Genomic DNA, 24,600 nt, shown 5'->3' with positions numbered 1-24,600 from the left:
CAACTCCTTCTAGCGTAGAGATGTATCAAAGACATATTGCTTAAGCGGAGACGGGGAGGTCAAGGGAATCGTGATGTGCAGATCCATGCCTTTGCCTGGCGCCGAGGTAAACATCACCTTGCCATCCAGACTGGCCACCCTTTCCTGAATCCCCCACAATCCCATATGGGTAAAAGACGATTGCAGAAGCGTCAAATCCATCCCGATCCCGTTATCTTTATACAGAAGGGTAATACTTTCAGCCGTATTCGATAAATGCAAGTCAACTTGATCCGCTTTGGCGTGCTTATCCGCATTTTGGAGCAATTCTTGAACGATTCGGTACAACGTGAGAACCTGATTGTCATCCAGCTCCGCATGGAAAGCTTCGGCATTTATTTCAACTGCATAGTTGGTGCGAAGCCTGACTTGAGCTAATAAATGATGGATGGCTTCAACAATCCCAATCTCTTTGAGAAAGGGAGGACGCAGTTCGTTGCAGGTTTCACGAATTTGCGCCACCACATCCAGCAATCCTTCGCGTATTTGTTCCATATCTTGCCTAAGCGGAGCAGAAATAGAATGAGTTTTCATGATATCTTCGAATCGGCGATACCAGAGCATTTGATCCTGCAACGCCGAGTCGTGCAGATCCGCGCTTAATCGCCTCCGTTCCTTCTCCGAAATGGAGAATAAAAGCCTGAGCAGCCATGGCGGCGCTTTCTGATCCTCCGAAATGCTCATTTGCAGCTTCCCGATGAAATCATGCGTCAACTGGAAATTTTCATAAACGATCGTTACATAGGTAAACAAGGTTTTCATCCATGCGATTTCTTCGGTATTGAATCGTAACCCCGATACTTTGTTCGTTAACCATATGATCTGATAGCTGCCATTCTTCATCCCGAAGAGGTAACTCATGCCACTCGACAGCGGAATAAATTCCCCAATCCGGACGTCCTGGAGTCCGACTTTCAACTGTTCGAAAACCTGTTCCTCTTGCAGCAGGCCTATTTGGGTTCTGACAGCAACGTACGCTTGCGCGGAATCCACCTCCAGCAGAGCGGCGTTTTGTACGGGTAAGACCTGTTGGATCTCTTCCAATAAGGCCGACTCTAGCTCGCTAGGCTGCATGATTTGGGATATCCGGCTGGTGAATCGGTCGAGGCTTCGCTGATAAGGAGTTGTTCGTTTCAACCAACCGAAGCGCGGGGAATCCAGGGTTTCTTTGGCGAACAGCAAGCAGACGAAAGCGATATGGACCAGCAGAAAAATTTGAAACGATTTGATCACATTCACGGCATCGTTAAGCCAAATTAAGTAGGTCAGGCCAGCAACAAGGGAGGCCGGTACAATAGCAAGCAATGCGTAATTGCGAACGCGGCGGCAGACGTAATCGATATCAAACAGCGGATTGTTCGTCAGAAGATAGATATAGAAGAACGGAATGCAGGTAATGAACAAGGCGGCTATCTCTGCCGGGATCAGGTCAACACGAAACAACAGTCTTGGGATGGCGATCAGACATACAAATGGAAAAAAAGAGAGCAGTTGTCCGGCTAGAACAATTTTATAAAAGGAATGGAACGGGTTCGGTCGGCGTACGAACTTGCGAAACATATTGACCAAAAGAATGATGTTCATTGCCGTATTCATGATGAGTTCGGGAAGATTATTCGAAAATAAGGGAAACGGATGATAGAAATCCGTATATAAAACCAGAAATTTATTGCAAATAATCCCTACGGCGCCAAGGTATCCGCAGCATATAAAAGGAAATGGAATGAACCTTTCTCCGCGCTTCTTTAAGTAGGCATACAAAGTATGCATGAGCAGTGTCGGGATCATAGGAAACGTAAATGAAATAAGAAGAATGGCGAAAGGAACATTCCTCGCAGAAGCGCCGGCCATTACATAGCTTAGCGCCACAGTAAGAGAGAAAGCGATTAGAAGCTTGATTTCCTTCTCGTTCGCCTTTTTGCGATATAATGTAAAACTTATCCATAGCATGACGGCAAAAAACAGGAAAGGAGCGATGACATGCGCGCTTAGTGTTAGGCCGGTGTCATAAGCTTCGAAGCGCGTGAACTTTCTCTCTCCGTCCAGTTCTAGCTCAATGCTTTCGATGCGTTCAATCACTCTCGAATGTCTGGTCAGTGTGAACTGGTCGGGACTGACGTCGTTGATCGCCAGAATCCTGGTTCCTGCCGGGATACGCTGAGCATATGCCCAAGATGTTCCAGAAATCTTTTGAACCTGCCATTCTCCTGAAGGCGACTTTCCTGCCAGGATGCCAATATATGTGTACTTCAGCGAGATGTGAAGCGTGCAGATGCCTATGGCGAGAATGGCAAGAAGCAAGGCAAAGAACGCGGCTAACCTGAATTTGGAAGGAAGCATAATTCCTCCGTGTTGAAAGATTTTTCATAGACGAACGCAGGGTTTCTCGCTTCACTTTATCATGAAGAGACGCTATTTTCCACGAAAACCCATTTCGTAATTGCCGAATATAGCATTGCGGTCTCTGAAATGCAGAGGGGGCATTCGGTTTACGGAGAGATCCCGCAATGGATTTGAGGAAAATCCCCATCGTCTTTTCGGTGCTTCATGGGAAATTAAGGGTTACGATAATCTCATACTATGATGGTGAGGTGGGTTCAAGGTGACAACTCAGACAGCCAGTGCGGTGCAGCAGCGTGCTGGATTATCCAAGGGAGCAACGATTTTCACATTTTTGCTGGGGATTTTCATGGGGGCGCTGGATCACGGTATTGTGGGGCCGGCATTAAGTTCAATTCTATCAACTTATAACGTCAGTCCCTCATGGGGCGTGTGGAGCTTTACGATTTATACGTTATTGTTCGCAGTCAGCATACCGATTCAAGGCAAGCTCTCCGATCGATTTGGCCGCAAACCCATATTCATGGCGGGCATTCTGATCTTTGCTGCCGGGTCCCTGATTGCGGCATTCGCGCCGAATTTCACGCTATTCTTATTGGGGAGAGCTGTGCAGGCTATTGGAACAGGGGGGATCTTTCCGATTACCGCTGCGCAGATTGCGGTTTCTTATCCGCCGGAGAAGCGCGGGAAGGCGCTTGGCCTCATCGGGGTTTTCTTCGGAGTCGGGACGATTCTGGGTCCCGTTCTCGGCGGCCTCCTGATCGCTTCGCTGCAGTGGCAGTGGATTTTTCTCATCAATGTGCCGATTTCCATCGTGATTTTAATTGTGATCTCCAGGTTTCAGGCAAGCCAGGAACTGGTGAAGAAGCCAATTGATTTTGCAGGGATGGTTCTGCTAGTTGGGCTAATTGTAAGTATGATGCTAGGGATTACGCAAACGAATCTGTGGTATCTGCTCGCTTTCATCGTCATTCTGCCGATATTTATCCGGATCGAGCGGAGACAGAAAGACCCGATTCTGAAATTGGGCTATTTGACCGAGAGCAAAACAGCGATGCTCTTAGTTTCTTCGCTCTTATCGGGCTTCGTCATGGCTAGCGCCATCAACATGCTTCCTTTATATGCGGAAACGCTGTTGGGGCTGGCCAAAGGCAGCTCTGGCCTCACGATAACGCCTATGGCTGTGTCGTCTATGCTGGCCTCCCTGTTGGCCGGAGTACTGGCGGATAAAATAGGGGCCAAAAGAGTGCTGCTGGCGGGCTTTGCGCTAACGGCGCTGGGCGCCGTGTCGCTTGTGCTCCTGGGCACCTCGGTGGCCGCCTTCATCGCCATCATCGTGATGATGGGCTTTGGCGTAGGCATCATTATCGGAGCGCCGCTCAATGTTTTAATGATCCAATCCGTGGATCTCAAGGAAACAGGCGCGGCCATCGGGTACTTGAGTTTATTCCGTTCTCTCGGTTCGACGATAGGACCAACGGTGGCTGGCATCCTGTTGGTTAAGTTTCAGAGCGGATTCAGCAGTCTATATGGGATAAGCGCGGCAGCATCCGTTTGTGGACTCCTGCTTGTCCTCATCTATGTAAAGCGTAAGTGACAACGAGAAGCGTGTGCGAAATCCTGTATTCTGAGGGGGAATTCTTAGGTCCGTCAGTCCCTGCTTTGAATCACGAGCAGCATGCCTGTTTCCAGCTCGATAAGCCCTTCCTGCTCCAGCAGCACGTTGCTGATGCCTAGAGATTGGCCGATCTGCAGCGTCGCCTGGTGGAGCGGGTACTGAAAGCCATGCAGCGTGATGCCGGTTACATTCAGGCTGAGCGGCAGCAGTGATACATGTGTGTAAGACCCTTTCCGGATGCGGGCCGGTTTATCGATCACGATAATTTCGTTGCTGGCATCGATGATTGTGCATGGGATGCCACGATCCAGCCCTTTGCGCAGCAAGTGGATGTTAGCCAGAGAGTGATCGAATCGAGTGCCCAAGGCGCCCAGCAGAACTATGCTCGCAGGCTCCTGTGCCAGCGCCCATTCGAAGGCCATTTCGGTATCGGTCAAGTCCTTATAGATCGGATCGCAGTCCAGAAAATGCCGACTCGAATCGCGGATTCGATCTCGTTCCTCCTGCGTAACCGAGTCGAAGTCCCCCATGGAGATATGCGGTTGCAAACTACGCTCAATCAAGTAGAGAGCGCCGCGGTCTGATCCGACAAGCACATCTTCGGTGTGGATTTCTTTCAGAATCCACTCGCCCAGCGTCCCGCCTGTCACGATGACAATTCGTTTCCCTTTCATTGCGTCCCGTCTCCTCTAACTTCATTTCAACGCTTATTATACCATAGAGACGCAAAAAACCGAGCCGCTTCGCGAGAGGCAGCTCGGTCATTCCTTAACTCAGGTTCGTGTATCCACGCGCCGTCGTACCTTCGTGTTATCCTTCTGATCGTGATCAATCTCGGCTTCATTCATGGAGAAGCCCTTCATTTCCCAAGTCGTTCGGCCTAAAATTAAATCAGCAGGGAATTCGTCGCCACGCTTCAGCGTGACTTCATGCCCGGCTTCGTCAGCATAAACACCGTCTGTCTCGACTGTGTCGCCGCTCATGGGATCCATGGTTTTATCGTTAGACATGCCGCATTCCTCCTTTCCAACAGCCTAATCATACCTTTTCCTAGGAAGGAGGAAATTATGAGCCGGATCATGTAGAATGAGAGGGTAGTCAAGGGGCAAACCGGGATAAACAGATCGGAGAGAACACAAGTATCATGGCTTTTATGCCAGCCTTATTGATCGCGGCTGTATCCGTTCCTATTCAGAACGAACGGGCAGATCTTTTTAAAAAGTGGTTTTAATTAAATGAACCATTGAATTTATAACCGACGCCCCTCACGGTGATGATATAGCGGGGTTCTGCAGGATTGGATTCAATTTTCTTGCGCAGATTGCTGATATGTACAATGAGAGTTCGCGGATCGCCAATGCTGTCCAGGCTCCACACAAGTTCAAACAGGTGCTCGATTTTGTAAACGCGGTTTGGTGTTTTGGCCATTAACGATAAGAGGTCGAATTCTTTAGCTGAAAGGGAGATCGTTTGGCCGTTTACTTTGACGATGTGGCTAACCAAGTCGATTTCGAGGCCGGGGAATTTCACCAGCTGAGGATCGTCTTTGTGCTGCTCGCGAATGGAATTCCGACGTAAATGAGCCTTTACGCGAGCTACAAGCTGGCTGGGGCTGAAGGGTTTGGTCATGTAGTCGTCGCCGCCCATGCTTAAGCCGAGTATGATATCGATGTCCTCGCTCTTGCAGGATATGAACAGAATCGGTGTGTTGCTCGTTTTGCGCAGCTGTCGGCATACCTCGATGCCATCCAGTCCAGGCAACAATATGTCCAAAATAATGAGGTCGGGGTTGTGTTCACGAACAATATCGAAAACATCTTGTCCATTGTTGGCACTGATGACCTGATAGCCTTCTCGCGCGAGATAGAGTTGTATTAATTCGACGATTTCTGGTTCGTCATCAACGACTAAAATTTTTTCTCCTGACATGTATGGAATCCTCCTCAGTTACGGAACGACTCTATTGAAAGTAAGTGATTCCCATTCTCCAAATGTTTACTATTATTATAGAACGATTCTCCCAGTAAATACTATACTTTTTATCACTAAATGCTCTATGGTATGCGAAGAAAGTAACGAAATTGCAAGATTTGAATACTTGTATATGCAAATAAACCAAAATAAGGATTTTATAGGTGTGATTCCAAAGTCATCTGTCAATATAGGTATATCGTTCTGGATGGAAATCCCGATTTTCGATAAAAGTAGACCAAAAGTGTCATTTCCTGACGTCATTTGACCCAAACTTTAGGAAAATTTTATATAATCTTTATGTTTACATGCTACGCTACCTTTGTCTCTATGAAGAAGTGCGGAAAGGGGCGGCAATTCTGTTGAAAGATAATAGGGCGCAATTGGACCATATTAAGCTTTCTTGGCTAAGGCCGGAGCAGTTTGTGCATCAATTCATTGAACAGGCATGGGATTTGTTTTGCGTGTTCGATATATATGGTAATTTAATGTATGCTTCGCAAAGCTTTGACCGGATTGCCGGCTTCATTCCAAGCAGCTTCGAGCAAGTGGTGGAGACCATCGATTCGGAGTACCGGATGGATGTGCATAAGCTATTTATAAAAACGCTTCAGACTGGAAGCAGCAACAAGTTGGAATTTCTTGCGAATCGCGGAGGCGAGAGTGAGGGGAATATGTGGCTGGAATGTACGTCAATCCCGATTTCCGATGAGCAAGATCAGCTCGCTCAAGTGTGTTTTGCCTTAAATGATATCACATTACGCAAAAATCAAGAAAATCGCTGGATTGCGATGGCGCATCACGACCCTCTGACGGGCTTGCCCAATCGTCGATTATATAAAGAGCATATGAGTCAGATGCTGCTGCAAGCCAAGAGAACGGCCAGGCCGTTTGCTCTGCTTTATCTGGATATTGATGATTTCAAAATCATTAATGACACCATGGGCCATGACATTGGGGATGCATTCCTGCAGGAGTTCGCTAGTCGAATTCAAGGATGTTTGCGGGAAATTGATATGTTCGCCCGGATGGGAGGCGATGAATTCACGATTTTGCTCCCGGCAGTGGATTGCCAGGGACATGTGGAAAGCGTCGCTCAGCGAATCATTCGTTCTATGGATGTACCATGGGAAGTAAAGGGGCATACATTTCGAGCAACACTCAGCATGGGAATTACGATGTATGACGGAGACCAATCGGATGCAGCACGCCTGATGAAGCAGGTGGACATTGCCCTCTATCAAGTGAAGGGGAAGGGCAGAAACAATTATCAATTTTTCCAGAAGGATACTGATATATTTAGAGAATATGAATCTTAACGCTGTAAGGGCCGAGCGCTCCTGCGGCGTTTTTTGCGTTTATTCAAGGGTGTGTAGCGAAGCACCAATATTTACTCATAGCTTAAAGATCATCTTTCCTGCAAGATAGAAAGAACGCAACTAGACTCCACAACAAGGGAGATGAATATACATGTACATACGGAAAAAACTGGCCAAGGTTGGTATTATTGTCTCCATAGCAGCGGTATTGACACTCGCAACGAGTCAACATCATGTTATCTCCGTAGATGCAGCTTCAGCTCAGGGCAAGTTCGCCATGTCATATATGTACTTTGGCAGTCCGAGTTCCTATATCAATCAAGTAGCGAAAAGCGGTCAGGCACTGGATGTGGTGTCTCCCAGTTATTTTCACTTGAATACGGATGGCAGTTTGCAAGTTTCTGATTCCTTGCAGTCGTCCTTTATCGATGAGATGCATAAGCAAGGGAAAAAGGTGGTTCCTTTCCTAAGCAACGATTTTGACCAAGCGGTTGGCCAAAAAGCAATTGATAATCGCGAAGCGCTCGTTAGCCAAATTGTGAATGCCATTTCAAGCAATCATTTGGACGGCATTAATCTGGATATCGAGAATGTGGATGCCAGCTACCGCGACAGCTATACGGATCTGGTGAAAAAGCTGCGCGAAAAGCTGCCAAGCACAATGGAAGTATCCGTAGCCGTGGCTGCGAACCCCACAGGCGCAACGAAAGGCTGGATTGCCGCCTTCGACTACAAGGCGTTAGCTGAAGTTAGCGATTACTTGATGCTGATGGCTTACGACGAAAGCTATCCCGGCGACCCGACGCCAGGCCCTGTAGCTAGCTTGCCCTTTGTCGAGAAATCGATTCAGTATGCATTAAAGCAGATTCCGTCCGACAAGCTTGTGCTGGGTATCCCGTTTTATGGCCGTTACTGGAATCAAGATTCGGCTTCCAATGGAGCAGGGGTCTCGAATCAAACGGTGAATAAGCTCATTCAGACCTATCAAGGGACCGTTCGTTATGATGCGGCAAGCCAATCGCCAGTGGCTACTTTTACGATTAATCCAACAGATAAAGAAACTTCAATTAACGGTAAAAAGTTAGCGGCGGGTACGTACACGGTTTGGTACGAAAATGAGCAATCGTTAAAAGAGAAGCTCAAATTGGTGAGCAAGTACAACCTGAAGGGAACAGGAAGCTGGAGCCTGAATCAAGAGATGCCTGATGTATGGGATTTCTACAGCCTATGGTCGGACGGCTTCTATTTCACCGACATGCAGAAGCATTGGGCACAGGCTGACGTGCTAGCCGCTGCGAATCGAGGCTGGATGCTTGGCACCGCCTCAGACCGGTTCGCGCCTGACGCTGCGCTCACAAGGGCAGAAGCCGCGACGATTATGGTTCGCGCACTTGGTCTATCCGGCGAGACGGCTTCCTCGAACGCCGCCGGCTTCAAAGATGTGCCTGCCTCCCATTGGGCGAGGCAGGATATTATGATCGCGAAGCAGCATGGGCTGATCGAGGGGATCAGCGATGATCGCTTCGCGCCGGATGGCGTGATCACGCGGGAGCAGATGTCCGTGCTGCTCGCCCGCGCATTGAAGCTGCAGCCGACGGGTACGGCGGCAGTGAAGTTCTCCGACGTGCCGGCTGGAAGCTGGTCGGCCGAGGCCATTGCTGCGATGAGCAGCAGCGGCCTCGCGGGCGGCTTCGCCGACGGCACGTTTCGCCCGGGTGCGTCCTTGACGCGCGCGGAAATGGCGGCGCTGCTGAATCGCGCCCAGCCGCTGCTCACGAAGTGAGCCGGCTCGGCATTTGACAGGATGGACGTAGAAGATCCGGAAGTGCTACAGCGGTTTGGATCATTGAAATGTCGCCTCAATCTGCGAGAAATCGTCTTTTTGCACGGGTGAGCGGAACGTAGGTGCGTTAAGAGGCGGTATTTTCGGTTGTAGGGACATTTCGCGGAACTACCGTGCGTTATGAGCAGGAAAAGCGGGGTTGTAGGTGCGTTTTCTCTCGTTTAACGCACCCTAGTTCCGCTTCAGGGGGAGAAAAGGGACGTTGCTGTGGAATAAGGCATCGTAGTTCCGTAGATATTGATGTACGTGGGGATTGGCGGTCCGGCAGCGGCAGTACCTTCTCGGTTTTCTTGCGAAGCTTGCGTAGGCGAAATGTACCCGGAATCTTACTCTTACAGGGGTGTTCATGGGTATGAATACCGGATGGAGGGCAGGTTAGGAGAAGGCAGCACAAAGTAGAGCAGAAAGGGAATGGGTATGGGGTGGAAAAGCGATAGCGGCTGGGAACCCAATATCCATTTCCCACGTCATGCTTGGACGTATGGGTTTAGAGAAGACCTGAGGCAAAGGGCAAAGCCTCAGGTTTTTTCTTGTTAACGAGACGGCCTCAGAGGCTTTGGCTTCGGAACGGTTGCCTCAATGTGGTCGCCAATACCGTTGTCTTTGGCGGTTTTGACGAAAGTAGTCTGTTGCTTGGGGCCAGGCTTGTCAGTGACAAACTGGCGGAAATGTTTGATTTTATTTTCCGATTGTGTGCTGCAATTGCTGCCGATTTGTACAAGAGAGGAGGAGGCTACGGCGATAATCCGGATCCCGCCGACGCGAATGAACGAGCCCCAGTTATCCACAGTCATTGTGACTGGATCTGGTGGTTGTGGGATAGGGATGGGCCTGTGATAGAAGGGATACGCCTCAAAGTTGCCTTCATTGCCGTAAAAAAAAGGCACTTCTCGCTGAACGGCAAGTGCTCTTGATTTCAGCGCGGTTTCCACATGATCGCCAATATGTAGGATGCTGCTGGAACTGATGTCAAGCGTATGGAGTGTGCCTACGATGGATAATCGAGCCATCGTGGTTAAGCCTCCTCAGTCAATGGTACGAAGGGCGCGATAATAACGGATTCCGGCGGCGTATCGAACATGGAGGATAATGAAATCGTCTCTGTATCCCCAATCAGGAATACGGAGGAGCTCGCAACCCCGACAATTCGGACATCGCCTACGAAAAGCTGTTTGTTTTCCACGCAAAAATTCATCATAGAGGACCATCCTTTCTGGGTAAGCTGGCTATGTAAGACTCAATGGCGCTTAAGATATCCTGCTTTGTTTTCGCCATAATGCCAGTAGCGATGCTTTCCATAGGTTCTTTGAAGCCTACGCTGCGGTATTGATTGACATAATGCTGAATGCGGGTATCTAATTGCTTGCGAATGTCAGAAAGGATGAGCTCCTTATAATCATCATCCAGCGGATACTGGTATTTAAGCTCCAGGTTACGCATGTCAGTCTGGAAATCCTGCTGCAAATAGTGTTCAATCCCGCTTGAAACTTGCTGCTGAACGCCAAAGTCTGGTGGAGTTTCAGGAACAGGCGCCATCGGGTTAGCGGTCTCAGCCCCAGTTGCATCTAGCCCCTCTTTTCCTACAGAAACACCGTTCACGGTAAAATCCTCCATACTATCCAGCGATCCGGGACTAATCCCGATGGTCAATGTGCCATCCAGCTTTTCGACTTTCAACTGATCAAAGTTATATTCAATTTTATCAATATGAATTCGTTTCTGGTCTTTCTGAGCGTTCACTTCAGCTTGCAGTTTGTTGACGGTTTGTTCTAAATGGTTGACGATTTGCTCCAATTTGATAATCCGTTGTTTCTGGGCTTCCATATAGGTGCAGAGCTGTTGCGTCCATTGCTGCCAAGAGACAGGGGTATGCATCTTCGAAAGCACCTCTTTTCGCTAGCTCCAGCTAGATTTGTCGAGTTAAATTCGGCTTCTTGTTTGGAACTTCTTATTTTGAACCAGCTCCAGCCAATTTCTCTAGTATGATGGAATCGGAGGCAGGCAGCAGGAAAACCTCCAGCAAATGAGCCTGCGCCTTATGTTGGCGGAGGCAGCGGGACGAGCGAAATAGGATTCGAAGCACTGCTTCCTGCAAGTTGAGGTGCGGATTCTGTGAATCCCCCTGTGTTATAAAGATTGGATAAAGAGCGAATCGATCCAGCGCTCCCGATTTGCAGAACCGATGAGTTGGAGACAGACCCTACCTTCAAGTTCTGTATCATAATCGTTTGATGGATGTTCCAATTCATTCCGGATGAACACCTCACTCGCTTGGACTCTGAGGGGCTTCATCCCGGATGAACACCTCGCTCGTATTTAGATGATTATTCCGCTGGCATTGTTTTCGATAAGGTCAGAATCATTCGTGACAGTGGTGCTGTAAGCATTGTAAATTCGTGGGAAATCTCCCGTATTGAATGAGCCTGCGCCCGCGAATGCTTTGGATGAGCTGGTAGGGGATATGATGAGGCAATCGCCGAATTGGACAATAGAGCTTGGGCCTACACTGATAATTTTGACATTTCCCACGATAGACGGCATAGTCGGTCTCCCTTATTTCAGGCTTCTCACTTTTTCAGTATATGAGGATATTCGCCCAGGGGTGCCCTGTTCATCGGGCGGGTGTCACGATCTGGACGCTGGCACATATACTGATACGGAAAATGAGGTGATGAGCTTGAGCGGGTTTAATCGCCATCCTTGGCTGAAGTGGGAACAAATTGAGAAGTTTCTGGGGCAAAAGCTGCCTTTCGGTGAAAAAGGGCAGACCTTTCTAGATAATATGACGTGGGTTGAAGGATATGTACAGGACATGCTGAAAAAAGCGATGCCATCCGGTACGGATGCAAGCATCTCGAATCATGCCGGAGCTGGATCGGAAATTTTTGAGACGCATGAACATGTCATTCTTAAAGTAAAGCTGGCCACGGAAGAAGATCCGAGAGCGATGCAAGTGTTTATAAAATCGAATCAAATCAAGCTGACGGGCTATATCAGCGGCAAGAGCAAAATTGTGAAGCTGCCATCGATCGTTCTGCCTAGAACGGCGCGCGTACGCTATAAGCAGCGCACCTTAGAGGTGAAAATTCGCAAGCGCGGCCTCAAGGAACAGTATCATGAAGCGTATATTCGTTTCTAAATATAAACATAAAGAGACCATCCCTATGTTCATACAGATTCTGGGTAGTCTCTTTATGTTGTATGCTTTTTATTGACACGACTTTGGCAGCGTAATGATGGCCGTCGTTCCTTCTCCTAACCGGCTTTGGAGCTTAATTGAGCCTTTATGTTTCTTAACAATATTATAAGCGATGGCCAGTCCTAATCCTGCTCCGCCTTGCTTGCGGTTCCTAGCCTTATCTGCGCGATAGAATCTATCAAACAGGTAAGGAAGATCTTTTTCCGCAATTCCGATGCCGCGGTCAATGACCTGAATGTGCACCTGAGAAGATTCATATTCTTGGATGTTAATGACTACAATCTGCTTGCTATATTTCAGTGCATTATCTACTAGAATGACTAGTAGCTGCTTCAAGTTGTTAGGGTTTCCCATCATTAGGAGCTCTTTCATTTTAGGCGGAATTTGAACCTCAATTTCTCTTCCGGAAGTCAATCGAAGCGAAGAAGCGGTTTGCTGGACAAGGGGGAGAAGATTGAAAGTAACGCTTTCCTCACAATTTTCCCGCTCTGTATCTGTTAAGGAAAGCAGATTTTGTGTGAGCAGCTTCAGCTGTGCGGATTCAGATTGAATGGCTTCCAGTGCTTCCTCACGCAGCTTGGCATCACTGAAAGCCCACCTGCGAAGCAAGCTGGCATAGCTTTCGATAATGGTAAGCGGAGTTCGGAGCTCATGCGAAGCATCGGCGATGAACTGCTCCTGCTTTTGGAAGGTTTCTTCAAGTCGATCAATCATGCGGTTGAACGTTTCACCGAGCATAGACAGCTCATCCTGAGCTCTGCTGGGTGACAGTTCGATGCGCCGGAAAGATCCGCTTTTCTCAATGTTCTGCATCGTGCCTATAAGTTCATGCAAGGGCCTGAAAATCACATTGGTATAGAAATAGCCTCCAAGCAGCGAAACGATAAGCGTACCTGCGGAAGTCAACAATAAAATCGAAATGAGGATATTGGAGTATTCTCCTAACTTTCTGAGGCTCCGCCCGATTTCTAAGGTAGCCACTTGATGGCCTTGGTCAAAGACGGGCATTCTGACGAAAATAAAGATGCCATCTTGGGACGTTGCTGTCGTAACGCTTTCCTTATTTACATAAGTAGGCTTATAACCAAGCAGCCTCTCGTCCGAATAGACCTGATAAAGAACCTTGGATTCCGGCGTTATATATCGGAGCATCTCTTGCGGAATCAGGAACTCATCCAGGTGGCTGTTGTTGGTCCAATATTCCGGATGATGGGGCAAGTCTTTAAGAAGCAGTGCGTGAGCTTTCTCCTTTAACAGTTCGATCTCGCCATTGGTCGTGATCCGAATAAACATATAGTACACAAAGGTGAAGCTGAAAAAGAGGATCAAGAGCAGGCCGGCGGTTACCCATAGCGTGATCTTCAGTCTCAAGCTCATAGAGACGTCTGCTCATCTGAAGAAGGGGGCGTTCCGTTAGACTCTTCAGCCTCTTTGTCTGTAGGCTCGTATTTGAGCATATAGCCAATCCCGCGTATCGTTTGGATAAGCTTCGAGGGGAACGATTTGTCCACTTTTTGGCGCAAATAGCGAATGTATACGTCGACCACGTTCGTGTCGCCTACGAAGTCGTAGCCCCATACCTCAGAGATGATCTGCTCGCGCGACATGACTTCGTCTTGATGCTGAATGAGAAAACGCAGCAGATCGAATTCCGTTGGCGTTAACTCGATGGGTTTGCCACCGCGCACCACGGCGCGGCTTTTCAAATCCATCGTCAGCTCGTCCACTTTCATCACATTGGGCGCAGTGGGTTGCTCATGCAGGCTCTTTTGGCGGAGTAAGCTGCGAATGCGGGCGAGCAGCTCTTCGATGGCGAATGGTTTCGTGATGTAGTCATTCGCGCCCTGGTCAAGTCCGCTCACGCGATCCGGTACGGCGTCACGCGCAGTCAACAGGATGATAGGCAGCGAAGCATGGACTTGGCGAATGCGCCGGAGCACCTCTAAGCCGCTCATCTCGGGTAGCATGATGTCCAGCAGGACGAGCTCCCAATCCGGCTCGGTGAGCGCAGCGTGCAGCCCTGTCCGGCCGTCTGTCGCCATATGCACTTTATAGCCCTCATGCTCCAGCTCCAGCTGCAGCACGCGGGCTATACGTTCTTCATCCTCAATCAATAAAATACGGCTCACTCGTGGATTCCACCCTTGTGCCTCTGATGCCTTGGATCATGGCAATCGCGGCCTGATTCATGCTTTTATTTTCTCAAATTGCCTCAATTACATACATCCGTGACTTGTTCATGTAAGAGGAATTACTTAGAAGAACCAATGTATCGTTCATTAGCCTAGTCCACGTTCATCACTAGTTACATAAAATAGAGGGAAAACGACTAAAGAAGGAGTAGGGACTATGAGTGTATCCACGAAAAAGAAAGTGTATGTCAAATCAAGCCAGAAAGTCGTGATACTGCTCCAGGATCAAGATGCAGTAGGGAGAGTCTACGTTGAGATTCAAGGCGATCTGACATCAAGCGAGCGATTTGCAGAGGCATTCAAACGATTGCAAGAAGGTTTAATTTATGCGGATGAGAGCTGTACGGAGCTAATCGACAGTGAATATATTGAGATTTATCGAAAAAAGAGCGCTAGCCGCAGAGAGGATGAATTCGTTTTTCTCATTGACCGTTCACTTGCCGAGGAGTACATTGTTTCTGCGAAAATTGTTAAATAATTCAAAAAACACCCCGCAGTGGCAGATTAGAGAGTGAGATCTCTGGAATCTACAGCTGCGGGGTGTTTTTTATAAGATGATGAGCTTATTCCTTATGGCTAGGAGCCGTTTCAACGGAAGTCAATTTATCGTAGAATTCAACGAATTTATCTCGTTCCGGACTGTTCAGGTGAGCCATCGCTGTGCGCGGATGTTCATCCAGAGCACCGACGATCATGTAAGGAATGAGGTAGCCCCAATCCCATTTCTGACGCATGGTGATCATGTGCTTCTCGATAATTTCGAGAACTGGACGAATATCGTAACGCGTACCTTTCAAATAGCTGAGCAGCAGTTCTGTTGTACAGTTGCCGGCAGCGCGGCCCATACCGTAAACGGAGGAATCCAAGAAAGTTACGCCTTTGGAAGCACCGGCAATCGTATTGGAGAAAGCGAGCTGCATGTTGTTATGCATATGCAGGCCGAGTTCCTTCTCAGGCAGCAAGCGTTGGAATTTGGCTACGAGATAGTCGATATCTTTATGATCCATGCTGCCGTAGGAATCTACGATGTAGACAACGTCAACAGGGCTTTTGTTGATTTCTTCGAAAGCTTCGGTCAGCTCATTTTCCATAACGTGAGAAAGCGCCATAATGTTCAAAGAGGTTTCGTATCCCATGTCGTGGAACTTTTGGACAAGCTCAAGGCCTTTATCCACATCTTTAATGTAGCAAGCCACGCGGATCAAATCCAGCAAGCTGTCTTCACGAGGCAAAATATCCTTCTCATCTACACGGCCGATATCGACAAGCGCGGATAGCTTCGTGTTGGTTTTTTGTGTGATTACGTCGCGAAGAAAGGTCTCGTTCAGAAATCTCCAAGGACCGGAAGCCCCGCCTTTCAACAATTTCTCCGAGTTTTTGTAGCCAATTTCCATATATTCAACGCCAGCAGCGCTTAAGCCGCGATACATGTCTTGGACAAACTCCACACTGAAATCCCAATCGTTTACCAAACCGCCGTCTCGAATCGTACAATCCAAAATCTTATGTTGATGCTGCTTAACCATACTCGTAATACCCCTTTCCGCTTAGCTCATATCGGTTCTGATTTTGCTATATTATCACTTATCCAGAGGCAGCTTGTCAATGTAAGACATGAAAGCTTAACATGCGCAGCGCAACATTTGCAAGCAGCGTGCGTCATTATGAAAGAAGAGAAGATATGAATTATGGGATAGGGGTGTACGGAATGAATCGAAATGAATGGTCGTTGGCGAAAGAGGTTGCTGTAAAAGCTGCATGGAAAGCTGGCGAACTTGCCAGAGAGCGTTTCGGCGGCAAACTGGATATTCAGCAAAAGGGAGACCGAGGGGATTTGGTCACGGAAGTTGATGTACAGGCTGACCGTATGATCGTGGGCGACATTCAGGACGTCTTCCCGAGTCATCGTATTTATAGTGAAGAAGCGGGAGAAGGCGGCGCCGTCAGCGATTGGGTGTGGCACGTCGATCCGCTCGACGGCACGAACAATTATGCGCTGGGCATCCCGCTTTACGGCGTATCGATTTCACTGAGCTATCAACGGCAGATTATTATAGGCGTCGTTCATGATTCTGCGATGCAAAGCACGTATGCTGCCGTCAAAGGCGAGGGCGCATGGCAGGGTGAAGTGAAGCTGGAGGCGAAGCCGCAAGGCCCGCTGGCGAAATCCACGATTTCGTGGATTCAAGGCCATGGGGTAGGGAAGGACGATGCGAAAGCGCTGGACTTAAGGCATCATCTAGAGCATGAAATTAAGCGGGTGCTCCGCGTGTGGGCGCCTTCCCTGACTTGGGTGATGCTCGCCCGCGGCGATTTGCATGGCATCGTGCTGTACAACTCCGAAGGCGAGGATTTGTATGCGGGCCTGCTGCTTGCGCAGGAGGCAGGCGTGACGGTCACGGATTTCTCCGGCAATCCGGTCACGAACATAGGGAGATCGACGCCGTATTTGGTGGCCGGGGTACCTGCTTACCATGAAGAGCTGCTGAAAATGGTACAGGCAGGTTTGGAATAGGGCGGGACGAGATTGCAGAAGATAATGGCAGACCTTCCAGAAGGAAATAGAAAGGATACCGGAAATGAACAATTCTGTCCCTATTTTTTTTGAATTTGACCAGGAGCGTGATGCGCTTCTTGCGCTGGACACGCTGGAGGAGCTTGGTTACAAGCCCGATCTCCTTGCGGATGCAAAGCCAACCCTGCACATACACGTGGATGCGCAGGAGATTACATCTGCGTTGGAGATTGCTCAGGCGCATGGCGGGAGATTAGTGGAGCGCAAGTTGTCGCAGCCTGAGACCCAGACGTATGCCATGGCGTACGACTTGGAGGGCTCCATCCGCATTCCGGCGCATACCGTGAACGAAGATTGGCCGGATGGCTACGCGGAGACCGCCGCCTTCTCGCAGCGGGATGCGATCCCGACCGAGGAAGAGGCTGCCTTCGATCCGTCGGCTGATGATTACAATCACTTCAGTGCGGGAATTCGTCTGTAGGACGGGAATTCAAGGAATGAAGATGACCGCTTCTCCCATTGGAGGGGCGGTTTATTTGCTTTTGCGGAGAATAGCGGCTTGGCTCGCGGAACAAGGGTGCGCTATTTCTTGATGAAGTCGCTTACATTCGGAGTTCGCGGAACTGAGGTTTCTTATTTCATGCAAAACGTCGGGTTTGCGATCAAAAATGAGGAAATAGCGGAACGACGTTCCCGCTCATCGCTCTGAAGGGGCTATAAGATTCCGATAGCGAATCGTCGTTCCGCGGGCGGAGCGAATAGCGGATAGCGAAGCCTAAAGACTAGGTCGAAGCCAGTTGCAAAGAGCAGAACTTACCCGCCCTCGAGTCTGGGTCCGAATCCCGCACCCTCGAGGCGGAGCCCGGGTTCGAATCCCGTACTCGATCCGGAGTCCGGGTTCGAATCCCGCCCTCGAGGCGGAGTCCGAGTCCGAATCCCGCGCACGAGGCGGAGTCCGGGTCCGAATCCCGTACTCGAGGCGGAGTCCGGGTACGAATCCCGTACTCGAGGCGGAGTCCGGGTCCGAATCCCGTACACGATCCGGAGTCCGGGTTCGAATCCCGCCCTCGAGGCGGAGTCCGAGTCCGCCCCCGGACCCGAGCAGCTCCTCGGACGGAAAACCCGACGTTTTTGAATAAATGAAATAAAGGGTTCCTTAAGCGGTGGACATGCCTTACAATAAGGCAGGGTGCTAGCTAACAAAAGCTTTTTCAAAATTTTAACGCACCGGAGGCTTTATGACTTATATGACGATTATGGCTTGTGTCCTCTTTATGCTAACGATTGCGCTTGTCATCTGGCAGCCGAGGGGGCTCGGCATTGGATGGACGGCTTCAGGCGGGGCGCTTCTTGCGTTGATGCTGGGTGTGGTCACTTGGCACAATGTGATGGAAGTAACCGATATCGTATGGAATGCTACGCTGACATTCGTTGCGATCATTATCAATTCCCTGCTGCTCGATGAAATTGGCTTTTTCGAATGGGCTGCTTTGCATATGGCCCGCATGGCCAAGGGAAGCGGCATTCGGCTGTTCGCTTTTGTCATCCTGCTGGGAGCTGCAGTGTCCGGCTTATTCGCCAATGATGGGGCCGCACTCATTCTTACCCCGATCGTGCTCGCTATGGTTCGGGCGCTGAATTTCGAGCCAAGGATGATCCTGCCTTTTATCATGGCCGGCGGATTTATCGCAGATACCGCGTCACTACCGCTTACCGTGAGCAATTTAACGAACATCGTATCGGCGGATTACTTCGGCATCGACTTCGTCGAGTACGCCATTCGTATGATCGTACCGACTCTATGCTCCATCGGCGCAAGTCTGCTGATGCTCTTCCTGATCTATCGGAGGCAAATTCCGCTGCGCTATGATGTGGCTATCCTCAAGCAACCTCGCGAAGCCATCAAGGATTTACGCCTGTTTAGGCTCTCAGGGATTCTCCTTAACGTGATGCTGCTGGCATTCCTCCTCAGCGAGTTTATTCCTGTCCCGATCAGTGTCATTACGGGTGTGACGACACTCATTTTCCTCTTGGCGGCCCGCCGCAGCCCGGCGGTGCACTTGCGTAAAGTCATCAAAGAGGCTCCATGGACAATCGTGGTCTTCTCAATAGGCATGTACGTTGTCGTATACGGGCTTAAAAATGCAGGCCTGACTGACCTGCTGGGCACATGGATCCAAGCGGCTGCGGATCAGGGACTATTTGCGGCAACACTGGGCATGGGCTTTCTGGCAGCGGTGGTTTCCTCCGTAATGAATAATTTGCCGACCGTCATGATTGACGCGCTAGCCATTCACGGCACGCAAACAGAGGGGATTGTTCGCGAGGCGCTCATCTACGCGAATGTAATTGGAACGGACTTGGGTCCCAAGATTACACCTATTGGCTCGTTAGCAACACTGCTTTGGCTGCATGTGCTGGCTCGGAAGGATGTGCGCATAACGTGGGGATATTATTTTAAAATCGGCTTTGTACTGACGATACCGACATTACTTGTGGCGCTAACAGGACTGTATATTTGGTTGCGGATCATTTCATAGCTGTGCCCAAGGGAAGATTTGGAACACCAAAAGATAAAAATAAAGGATTGACAGCTAACGTGTTCTGTCATATTCTTAATTTCATTAAACCAAGTAACAGCATTGGAATTTAGGGAGATGATTTTGGTGAACAATAATTTACTTACAGCGATCCAATCCAATTGGATCACTTTGCTCGTATCGATCGCCGTTATCGGGCTGCTTGTTTTTTTGGCGAAAAAGCGCATTAGCTTTGGAAACCGCGTTTTTATTGCATTAGGACTTGGACTTGTTGCGGGGATTGTATTCAATCGAACGCACTTGGATTTCAAAAGCGTAAGCACGATAGGCAGCATTTATGTAAATTTGATCAAAATGCTGGTTATGCCGCTTGTTTTTATACTTGTTATTAACAGTATCGCATCTTTATCCAGTCTGGGTCAGCTTCGCAAGCTGGGGTTGAAAACAATCGGCTGGTTTCTGCTGACAACGGGGATCGCGGCTTTGATCGGTTTAGTGGTCGCGCTGGCTATCGATCCGGGAGCAGGGATTGCGCAAGTGGTTCCGAAAGATTTCAAAGCAAGAGAGATTCCTACATTCTCACAAGTTATTCTGGACTTGGTTCCGTCTAACCCGATTAGCGATATGGCCGGCGGTAAAGTTGTACCGGTTCTGATCTTTGCGATCTTCGTTGCGGTAGCGATTGTGCATGTCGGCTCCAAAAAGCCGGATAGCGTTGCTCCTGTTAAAGCGCTGATCACATCGGCTACGACCGTTATTCATCAGGTTGTAAAATATGTTATTCGCCTGACACCTTACGGCGTTTACGCGCTGATCGCGGCTATGGCTGCGAAGTATGGCCTCGAGACACTCGCGCCTCTGGCAAAAATTATTCTTACTTCTTATGTCGCACTTATCATTCACTTTGTTCTGATCTTTGGCGGACTGGTTCTGCTGGTAGCTAAAGTGAATCCGATCAAGTTCTTCAAAAAGGTATATCCGACGATTGCCGTCGCGTTCACAACGCGCAGCAGCTACGCAACGCTGCCGGTGAATTTGGAAGTTATTACGAAACGCCTTCGCGTTTCGCCGCGTATTGCCAGCTTCGTGGCACCGCTCGGCGCAACGATGAATTTCAACGGTTGCGGCGGGGTGTGGCCGGCAGTTGTTGCGATTTTCGTAGCTAAGGTTTACAATCTGCCACTGAGTGTTTCGGAATATGTCCTGCTCATCCTGGTGAGCGTGATTTCCTCTATCGGTGTAGCGGGCGTGCCAGGTCCGGCTGCAATCTCGACAACAGTTGTACTTACAGCGCTTGGCTTGCCGCTGGAAGGTATGGGGCTTGTACTTGGAGTTGAGGCTTTGATCGACATGGGCCGTACAGCCGTAAATGCTACAGGTACTACAGTAACGGCGCTGCTTGTTGCCGAATCCGAAGGCGAATTCGACCGCGAAGCGTTCAATCGCGACGAGGAAGACGATCTTGAAGCAGCAACTGCGTAAGCGAACATAGATAGAAAAAACGGACACGCGCATCGATGGATGTACGTGTCCGTTTTTTTAGTTAAGGTTCCAGGCTTCCGAGGAGGGCAGCATGTTTCCCAGCCGTATACCCCGTAGAGAAAGCCGCGGTTATATTATAGCCGCCGGTATAGCCATGAACATCCAGGATCTCCCCGCAGAAATATAATCCTTCCATGATCTTGGATTGCATGGTTTTGGGGTCGATTTCCTTTAAATGCACGCCGCCGCCGGTCACGAAGGCCTCCTCAATGGAGAGCGAGCCATTCGCCTGGATTGGAAATGCCTTGACGAGCTTGCATAGATCCATCCAACCTTGCTTGGGAATGTTGTCGTAGGTTGTATTCTCGTCCAAACCCGCCTTCAGCAAAAGAAGAGGGATCATTTTTTCGGGGAGATAACCTTTGAGTACGTTTTTAATTATTTTTTTCTGTTCGTTTTTGGCTAGCTGCATCGTTTCAGTGTATAGCTGGTCCAAGGTTTGGTCTGGAAACAAATCGATGGTTAACGTGACGGGGCGCCCATCGGACTGTTTGAGCTGCTTCACGACAAACTGGCTGCAGCGCAGCACTGCCGGGCCGGAAATGCCGAAATGGGTGAATATCATGTCCCCTTCGTGTTCAATAACCTTTTTGCCTTTCGTGTTCCAGACCGACAGTGTGATGCTGCGCAGGGAAAGGCCTTGCAGCTCTTTGCTGCGAATGAAGTTTTCTTTGGACGTTAGGGGAACTTCCGTTGGGAACAGCTCGGTGATAGAATGTCCCGCTTTCTCAGCCCACGGGTAACCGTCGCCAGTTGAGCCTGTGTGGGGAACGGATTTGCCGCCGGTAGCGACAATGACGGCATCTGCTTGAATGACTTCTCCCGTACGAAGGCGGATGCCTGATGTTCGGCCTTGATCATAAAGTACCTCGCTCACGGGACTATTCACCCGAATCACAACACCCTGCCGCTTCACTTGATTCACAAGAGCATCAACGACCGTCTTCGCTTTATCCGACACGGGAAACATCCGCCCGCGGTCTTCTTCTTTTAAGCGGATGCCCAGATTCTCGAAGAACTGCATAATATCCTTGTTGCTAAAGTTCGCTAAGGCGCTATGCAAAAATCTCCCGTTACCGGGGATGTGCTTGATTAACTCATCCAGTTCCTTGGCATTGGTGACATTGCAGCGCCCGCCTCCTGATATGCCCAGCTTTCTTCCGAGCTTATCGCTCTTGTCCACAAGAAGAACGCGCGCGCCATGTTCGCTAGCCGCAACGCTAGCCATGAGGCCCGCCGAACCTCCGCCGATTACAATTACCTCATATTTCATCGCAAAAAAGCCCCTACGTGTATATTTTCTACCATCATATCATGCGTCACGTAGAGTTCAAAACGATTGCAAAGTCTGGTGAGTGGTTTTATTGCAATGAGAGGTTGCCGTTTTCAGCAAACATTCATTTCCAGTTCATGGGCTGTACATGTTGTCTGGCTATATTGATTTTTAGTGCGGACACTGTAAGTTGCCTACGACAAATTCAGGTGTCATGCCAAACTTTAAGGGGGATTTTCGGATGAATATTTCTAACAGTTCTATTACTTCCGCGTACAAGCATTATTCGTTTAGTGTGTCGTCGGACAATTCGACAAACGCGACTAGCTCTTCCGATTCCCAGAGCAAAAAAACGAAAAAGTCGGACACTGATTCTATCCAGCTAAGCGCTGAAGCGCAGCTACTGCTGGCCCAGCTTCGGGATTCCGCGGCAGCTGCTGCCACGGATGATGCGACGGCAACGGAAAGCACAGATGCTATTGGCGCAACTTCGAGTACATCGGATATCTCCGCATTGACCGATGAAAAGCTTCAAGAGCTGCTAGCGAAGCTGAATGGCGACGAGAATTCGGAAACATCCGCCGAGGGAACAGAAAAAGCGAAGCGTCCTATGGGTCCTCCGCCAGGCGGCAAACCGCCTGCTGGACCTCCTCCAGGTGGCGGCCCAGGTGGTCCAGAAGGAGCACAGGAGTCTTCATCTGCGGACAAGTCTACGCTCGCCTCGATTCTTGAAGCGCTTAACGACGACGATGATGACGATGACGACGATAGTGATAATTCCGTGACTTCATCCACATCCACGGATGAGAATTCGCTGGAATCCATTCTTCAAGCGCTGAAGAAAGATGAAGAGAATTCAAGCGTTTAAATGAAGTGCTGATGAAAGCCGGCCAGTGATATACAAAAAGCGATCAAGTTTAAAGAATCTATGAGATTCTTTGCTTAATCGCTTTTTTTCATGAGAGTGGATCTGGGGTAAGATGGTTCATTCTGCTTGGCGAGCGGAACGTGGGTGCGTTATGGAGCTCTGTATCGGGCTTTTTGCTGATTTCACGGAACGTGAGTGCGCTATTCGCTAGCAACAGGGAGTGAAAAGACCTTGAATGCATGAATAGCGCACCGTAGTTCCACCTGTTTAACCAAAATGGAAGCATCCGAAAAAATAGCGCCCTCCAGTTCCGCGTAGCTAAGTCGAGCCGATACCACTCATGGCAATCCCGCCCATTCTCTCGCGTTCCCAGTATCCGAATCTCTTAAGTTGCATAGAGGGGAGGAACGGGCAGTTGGCGAGGTGTTTACTCACGAGACTTTATCCTGCTGGAAGTGATAATGGTCAATGTTCATATCGATCCATCTTCGGCCAAGTGATTCCCTTCTGCCGCAGTAGTGCAGTTTATGCGCTGTAGAGAGCACAACTGCCTCACAACGGGCAGTGCGCTCTGCGAGGAGCGCAAGCCCTTCCTCGATGCCCAGAGAGCAGAGCGTTTTGGCCCAGACTTGGCATTCCACTATGTCTTGGCCTGCGACCGTGCACTGCATCACATCGCTGCCTTCGGCGTAGGCTCCTTCCTCTAGTCTGTTCCATGTCGATAGGGAACCTTCCGATAAAGCGATAGCGCCAATCTTGGTGCTGAGGTTCCATGGATTTTGAATGCCGACGACATAAGGATCAAGCTCGCTGGAAGAACGTCCCCATACGGTCATGTCGCCTCCAGCAATGATGAGACCTTGCGAAAGTTCCAATTTGCTTTGCATAGATTCGGCGAGGCGCTTGACCGACCAACTCTTGTCGATACCCCGCAGGTCAATGCTCGTATGATCGGGCAGCCGAATGGATTTGATAACAGGGTCCACTTTCCAAGCTAGTAATGAAGGTGGAGCCGAAGGGGCGTTTACCGCACCGTCTTGCTGGAGTGGAATATAGTTGCCGTTTGTCGCGGTTTGATAGGCTTCGGCTAGAAACAACACTTCCAGCATCGTATTCGAAATCATGCAATTTTCGCCGGCTAGTGTGTTAAGCAAGCTGATTTCACTGTTGTCATGCAGTCGGCTGAAACGCTTTTCAACGCTGCGGAACCAGTCCATAGTAACTTTTTCTATGATGGGGACATCCTTATCTTCACACCGAAGCAGCAATTCAATATTGGATTGCAGGGCTTGGAAATGAAACGGATGAAAAGATGGCGCAATAGGCTCCATAGGGTTTCCT

At 49.3% G+C, this 24,600-nt stretch carries 24 protein-coding genes; 10 read left to right on the top strand and 14 right to left on the bottom strand.

Annotated elements, in window-relative coordinates; translation table 11 throughout:
• Window positions 1-9: 9 nt before the first annotated feature.
• Complete coding sequence (locus tag ABRS97_RS17870; protein WP_367816137.1) at window positions 10-2,379, bottom strand: sensor histidine kinase; 2,370 nt, start codon at window positions 2,377-2,379, stop codon at window positions 10-12.
• Window positions 2,380-2,641: 262 nt separating this feature from the next.
• Here ABRS97_RS17870 and ABRS97_RS17865 point away from each other — a divergent pair, with 262 nt between their 5' ends.
• Window positions 2,642-3,976 carry an MFS transporter gene (locus tag ABRS97_RS17865; protein ID WP_367816135.1) on the top strand — a complete coding sequence of 445 codons (1,335 nt, stop codon included), beginning with the start codon at window positions 2,642-2,644 and terminating at the stop codon, window positions 3,974-3,976.
• A gap of 53 nt (window positions 3,977-4,029) precedes the next feature.
• Here the strand turns inward: ABRS97_RS17865 and ABRS97_RS17860 are convergent, their stop codons facing one another.
• From ABRS97_RS17860 to ABRS97_RS17850, 3 genes are all read right to left on the bottom strand, one after another.
• Window positions 4,030-4,671, bottom strand: coding sequence for a thiamine diphosphokinase (locus tag ABRS97_RS17860; RefSeq protein ID WP_367816133.1), 642 nt, complete (start codon window positions 4,669-4,671; stop codon window positions 4,030-4,032).
• Window positions 4,672-4,770: 99 nt separating this feature from the next.
• The gene (locus tag ABRS97_RS17855; RefSeq protein WP_367816131.1) at window positions 4,771-5,007 is read right to left on the bottom strand and encodes a hypothetical protein; all 237 of its coding nucleotides are present in this window, start codon (window positions 5,005-5,007) and stop codon (window positions 4,771-4,773) included.
• Window positions 5,008-5,224: 217 nt separating this feature from the next.
• Window positions 5,225-5,926 carry a response regulator gene (locus tag ABRS97_RS17850; RefSeq protein ID WP_367816129.1) on the bottom strand — a complete coding sequence of 234 codons (702 nt, stop codon included), beginning with the start codon at window positions 5,924-5,926 and terminating at the stop codon, window positions 5,225-5,227.
• A 404-nt stretch (window positions 5,927-6,330) separates the two neighbouring features.
• Here ABRS97_RS17850 and ABRS97_RS17845 point away from each other — a divergent pair, with 404 nt between their 5' ends.
• Window positions 6,331-7,287 carry a diguanylate cyclase domain-containing protein gene (locus ABRS97_RS17845; RefSeq protein WP_367816128.1) on the top strand — a complete coding sequence of 319 codons (957 nt, stop codon included), beginning with the start codon at window positions 6,331-6,333 and terminating at the stop codon, window positions 7,285-7,287.
• A 151-nt stretch (window positions 7,288-7,438) separates the two neighbouring features.
• Window positions 7,439-9,070, top strand: a complete 1,632-nt coding sequence (locus tag ABRS97_RS17840; protein WP_367816126.1) for an S-layer homology domain-containing protein — start codon at window positions 7,439-7,441, stop codon at window positions 9,068-9,070.
• A 593-nt stretch (window positions 9,071-9,663) separates the two neighbouring features.
• On the opposite strand, the gene ABRS97_RS17835 is transcribed toward ABRS97_RS17840, so the two are convergent.
• The 5 genes from ABRS97_RS17835 to ABRS97_RS17815 all read right to left on the bottom strand — a co-directional run bounded on the left by ABRS97_RS17835 (window position 9,664) and on the right by ABRS97_RS17815 (window position 11,671).
• Window positions 9,664-10,140: a spore germination protein GerPE gene (locus ABRS97_RS17835; RefSeq protein WP_367816125.1), complete on the bottom strand. Its 477-nt coding sequence runs from the start codon at window positions 10,138-10,140 to the stop codon at window positions 9,664-9,666.
• 5 nt (window positions 10,141-10,145) lie between these two features.
• Window positions 10,146-10,325 carry a spore gernimation protein GerPD gene (locus ABRS97_RS17830; protein ID WP_367816358.1) on the bottom strand — a complete coding sequence of 60 codons (180 nt, stop codon included), beginning with the start codon at window positions 10,323-10,325 and terminating at the stop codon, window positions 10,146-10,148.
• Window positions 10,325-11,005, bottom strand: a complete 681-nt coding sequence (gene gerPC, locus ABRS97_RS17825) for a spore germination protein GerPC (protein ID WP_367816123.1) — start codon at window positions 11,003-11,005, stop codon at window positions 10,325-10,327. The genes ABRS97_RS17830 and gerPC overlap by 1 nt, the downstream gene beginning before the upstream one ends.
• Window positions 11,006-11,166: 161 nt before the next feature.
• Window positions 11,167-11,379 carry a spore germination protein GerPB gene (locus ABRS97_RS17820; protein WP_367816121.1) on the bottom strand — a complete coding sequence of 71 codons (213 nt, stop codon included), beginning with the start codon at window positions 11,377-11,379 and terminating at the stop codon, window positions 11,167-11,169.
• Window positions 11,380-11,446: 67 nt separating this feature from the next.
• On the bottom strand, window positions 11,447-11,671 hold the full coding sequence (locus ABRS97_RS17815) for a spore germination protein (RefSeq protein WP_367816120.1): 225 nt from the start codon (window positions 11,669-11,671) through the stop codon (window positions 11,447-11,449).
• A gap of 136 nt (window positions 11,672-11,807) precedes the next feature.
• Between ABRS97_RS17815 and ABRS97_RS17810 the strand changes: the two genes are divergently transcribed.
• The gene (locus ABRS97_RS17810) at window positions 11,808-12,269 is read left to right on the top strand and encodes a hypothetical protein (RefSeq protein WP_367816118.1); all 462 of its coding nucleotides are present in this window, start codon (window positions 11,808-11,810) and stop codon (window positions 12,267-12,269) included.
• 69 nt (window positions 12,270-12,338) lie between these two features.
• Here ABRS97_RS17810 and ABRS97_RS17805 read toward each other — a convergent pair whose 3' ends face one another.
• A complete protein-coding gene (locus ABRS97_RS17805; RefSeq protein WP_367816116.1) occupies window positions 12,339-13,706 on the bottom strand; it encodes a sensor histidine kinase in 1,368 nt (455 codons plus the stop codon).
• Window positions 13,703-14,458: a response regulator transcription factor gene (locus ABRS97_RS17800; RefSeq protein ID WP_367816114.1), complete on the bottom strand. Its 756-nt coding sequence runs from the start codon at window positions 14,456-14,458 to the stop codon at window positions 13,703-13,705. Before ABRS97_RS17800 ends, ABRS97_RS17805 begins: the two co-directional genes overlap by 4 nt.
• A gap of 220 nt (window positions 14,459-14,678) precedes the next feature.
• Here ABRS97_RS17800 and ABRS97_RS17795 point away from each other — a divergent pair, with 220 nt between their 5' ends.
• Window positions 14,679-14,999, top strand: coding sequence for a hypothetical protein (locus tag ABRS97_RS17795; RefSeq protein ID WP_367816112.1), 321 nt, complete (start codon window positions 14,679-14,681; stop codon window positions 14,997-14,999).
• 85 nt (window positions 15,000-15,084) lie between these two features.
• Here the strand turns inward: ABRS97_RS17795 and ABRS97_RS17790 are convergent, their stop codons facing one another.
• Entirely contained in the window at window positions 15,085-16,047 is a 963-nt protein-coding gene (locus ABRS97_RS17790) for an aldolase catalytic domain-containing protein (protein ID WP_367816111.1), read from the bottom strand.
• 182 nt (window positions 16,048-16,229) lie between these two features.
• Here ABRS97_RS17790 and ABRS97_RS17785 point away from each other — a divergent pair, with 182 nt between their 5' ends.
• The 4 genes from ABRS97_RS17785 (at window position 16,230) to ABRS97_RS17770 (ending at window position 21,058) form a co-directional block, all read left to right on the top strand.
• Window positions 16,230-17,036 (top strand): inositol monophosphatase family protein, encoded by an 807-nt coding sequence (locus ABRS97_RS17785; protein WP_367816109.1) that lies wholly within the window; start codon window positions 16,230-16,232, stop codon window positions 17,034-17,036.
• Window positions 17,037-17,100: 64 nt separating this feature from the next.
• Window positions 17,101-17,517 carry a hypothetical protein gene (locus ABRS97_RS17780; protein WP_367816108.1) on the top strand — a complete coding sequence of 139 codons (417 nt, stop codon included), beginning with the start codon at window positions 17,101-17,103 and terminating at the stop codon, window positions 17,515-17,517.
• Window positions 17,518-18,283: 766 nt separating this feature from the next.
• A complete protein-coding gene (locus ABRS97_RS17775) occupies window positions 18,284-19,576 on the top strand; it encodes an arsenic transporter (RefSeq protein WP_483312475.1) in 1,293 nt (430 codons plus the stop codon).
• Between the two features lie 126 nt (window positions 19,577-19,702).
• Window positions 19,703-21,058 (top strand): dicarboxylate/amino acid:cation symporter, encoded by a 1,356-nt coding sequence (locus ABRS97_RS17770; protein ID WP_367816104.1) that lies wholly within the window; start codon window positions 19,703-19,705, stop codon window positions 21,056-21,058.
• Between the two features lie 61 nt (window positions 21,059-21,119).
• Here the strand turns inward: ABRS97_RS17770 and ABRS97_RS17765 are convergent, their stop codons facing one another.
• The gene (locus tag ABRS97_RS17765) at window positions 21,120-22,391 is read right to left on the bottom strand and encodes a BaiN/RdsA family NAD(P)/FAD-dependent oxidoreductase (protein ID WP_367816102.1); all 1,272 of its coding nucleotides are present in this window, start codon (window positions 22,389-22,391) and stop codon (window positions 21,120-21,122) included.
• 241 nt (window positions 22,392-22,632) lie between these two features.
• Between ABRS97_RS17765 and ABRS97_RS17760 the strand changes: the two genes are divergently transcribed.
• Window positions 22,633-23,259 carry a hypothetical protein gene (locus ABRS97_RS17760; RefSeq protein ID WP_367816100.1) on the top strand — a complete coding sequence of 209 codons (627 nt, stop codon included), beginning with the start codon at window positions 22,633-22,635 and terminating at the stop codon, window positions 23,257-23,259.
• A 431-nt stretch (window positions 23,260-23,690) separates the two neighbouring features.
• On the opposite strand, the gene ABRS97_RS17755 is transcribed toward ABRS97_RS17760, so the two are convergent.
• Entirely contained in the window at window positions 23,691-24,590 is a 900-nt protein-coding gene (locus ABRS97_RS17755; protein WP_367816098.1) for an FAD:protein FMN transferase, read from the bottom strand.
• Window positions 24,591-24,600: the final 10 nt, after the last annotated feature.

This window comes from Paenibacillus tabacirhizosphaerae (assembly GCF_040812395.1).
Taxonomy (GTDB): domain Bacteria; phylum Bacillota; class Bacilli; order Paenibacillales; family NBRC-103111; genus Paenibacillus_E.
Note: the sequence above shows the minus strand (reverse complement) of the source record. Positions and strands in the feature narration are given on the sequence as shown.

Coding starts and splice junctions, on each gene's coding strand:
- ABRS97_RS17870 (WP_367816137.1), bottom strand. CDS start 2,379: ATGCTTCCTTCCAAATTCAGGTTAGCCGCGTTCTTTGCCTTGCTTCTT.
- ABRS97_RS17860 (WP_367816133.1), bottom strand. CDS start 4,671: ATGAAAGGGAAACGAATTGTCATCGTGACAGGCGGGACGCTGGGCGAG.
- ABRS97_RS17855 (WP_367816131.1), bottom strand. CDS start 5,007: ATGTCTAACGATAAAACCATGGATCCCATGAGCGGCGACACAGTCGAG.
- ABRS97_RS17850 (WP_367816129.1), bottom strand. CDS start 5,926: ATGTCAGGAGAAAAAATTTTAGTCGTTGATGACGAACCAGAAATCGTC.
- ABRS97_RS17840 (WP_367816126.1), top strand. CDS start 7,439: ATGTACATACGGAAAAAACTGGCCAAGGTTGGTATTATTGTCTCCATA.
- ABRS97_RS17835 (WP_367816125.1), bottom strand. CDS start 10,140: ATGGCTCGATTATCCATCGTAGGCACACTCCATACGCTTGACATCAGT.
- ABRS97_RS17830 (WP_367816358.1), bottom strand. CDS start 10,325: ATGAATTTTTGCGTGGAAAACAAACAGCTTTTCGTAGGCGATGTCCGA.
- gerPC (WP_367816123.1), bottom strand. CDS start 11,005: ATGCATACCCCTGTCTCTTGGCAGCAATGGACGCAACAGCTCTGCACC.
- ABRS97_RS17820 (WP_367816121.1), bottom strand. CDS start 11,379: ATGAATTGGAACATCCATCAAACGATTATGATACAGAACTTGAAGGTA.
- ABRS97_RS17815 (WP_367816120.1), bottom strand. CDS start 11,671: ATGCCGTCTATCGTGGGAAATGTCAAAATTATCAGTGTAGGCCCAAGC.
- ABRS97_RS17805 (WP_367816116.1), bottom strand. CDS start 13,706: ATGAGCTTGAGACTGAAGATCACGCTATGGGTAACCGCCGGCCTGCTC.
- ABRS97_RS17795 (WP_367816112.1), top strand. CDS start 14,679: ATGAGTGTATCCACGAAAAAGAAAGTGTATGTCAAATCAAGCCAGAAA.
- ABRS97_RS17790 (WP_367816111.1), bottom strand. CDS start 16,047: ATGGTTAAGCAGCATCAACATAAGATTTTGGATTGTACGATTCGAGAC.
- ABRS97_RS17785 (WP_367816109.1), top strand. CDS start 16,230: ATGAATCGAAATGAATGGTCGTTGGCGAAAGAGGTTGCTGTAAAAGCT.
- ABRS97_RS17780 (WP_367816108.1), top strand. CDS start 17,101: ATGAACAATTCTGTCCCTATTTTTTTTGAATTTGACCAGGAGCGTGAT.
- ABRS97_RS17775 (WP_483312475.1), top strand. CDS start 18,284: ATGACGATTATGGCTTGTGTCCTCTTTATGCTAACGATTGCGCTTGTC.
- ABRS97_RS17765 (WP_367816102.1), bottom strand. CDS start 22,391: ATGAAATATGAGGTAATTGTAATCGGCGGAGGTTCGGCGGGCCTCATG.
- ABRS97_RS17760 (WP_367816100.1), top strand. CDS start 22,633: ATGAATATTTCTAACAGTTCTATTACTTCCGCGTACAAGCATTATTCG.
- ABRS97_RS17755 (WP_367816098.1), bottom strand. CDS start 24,590: ATGGAGCCTATTGCGCCATCTTTTCATCCGTTTCATTTCCAAGCCCTG.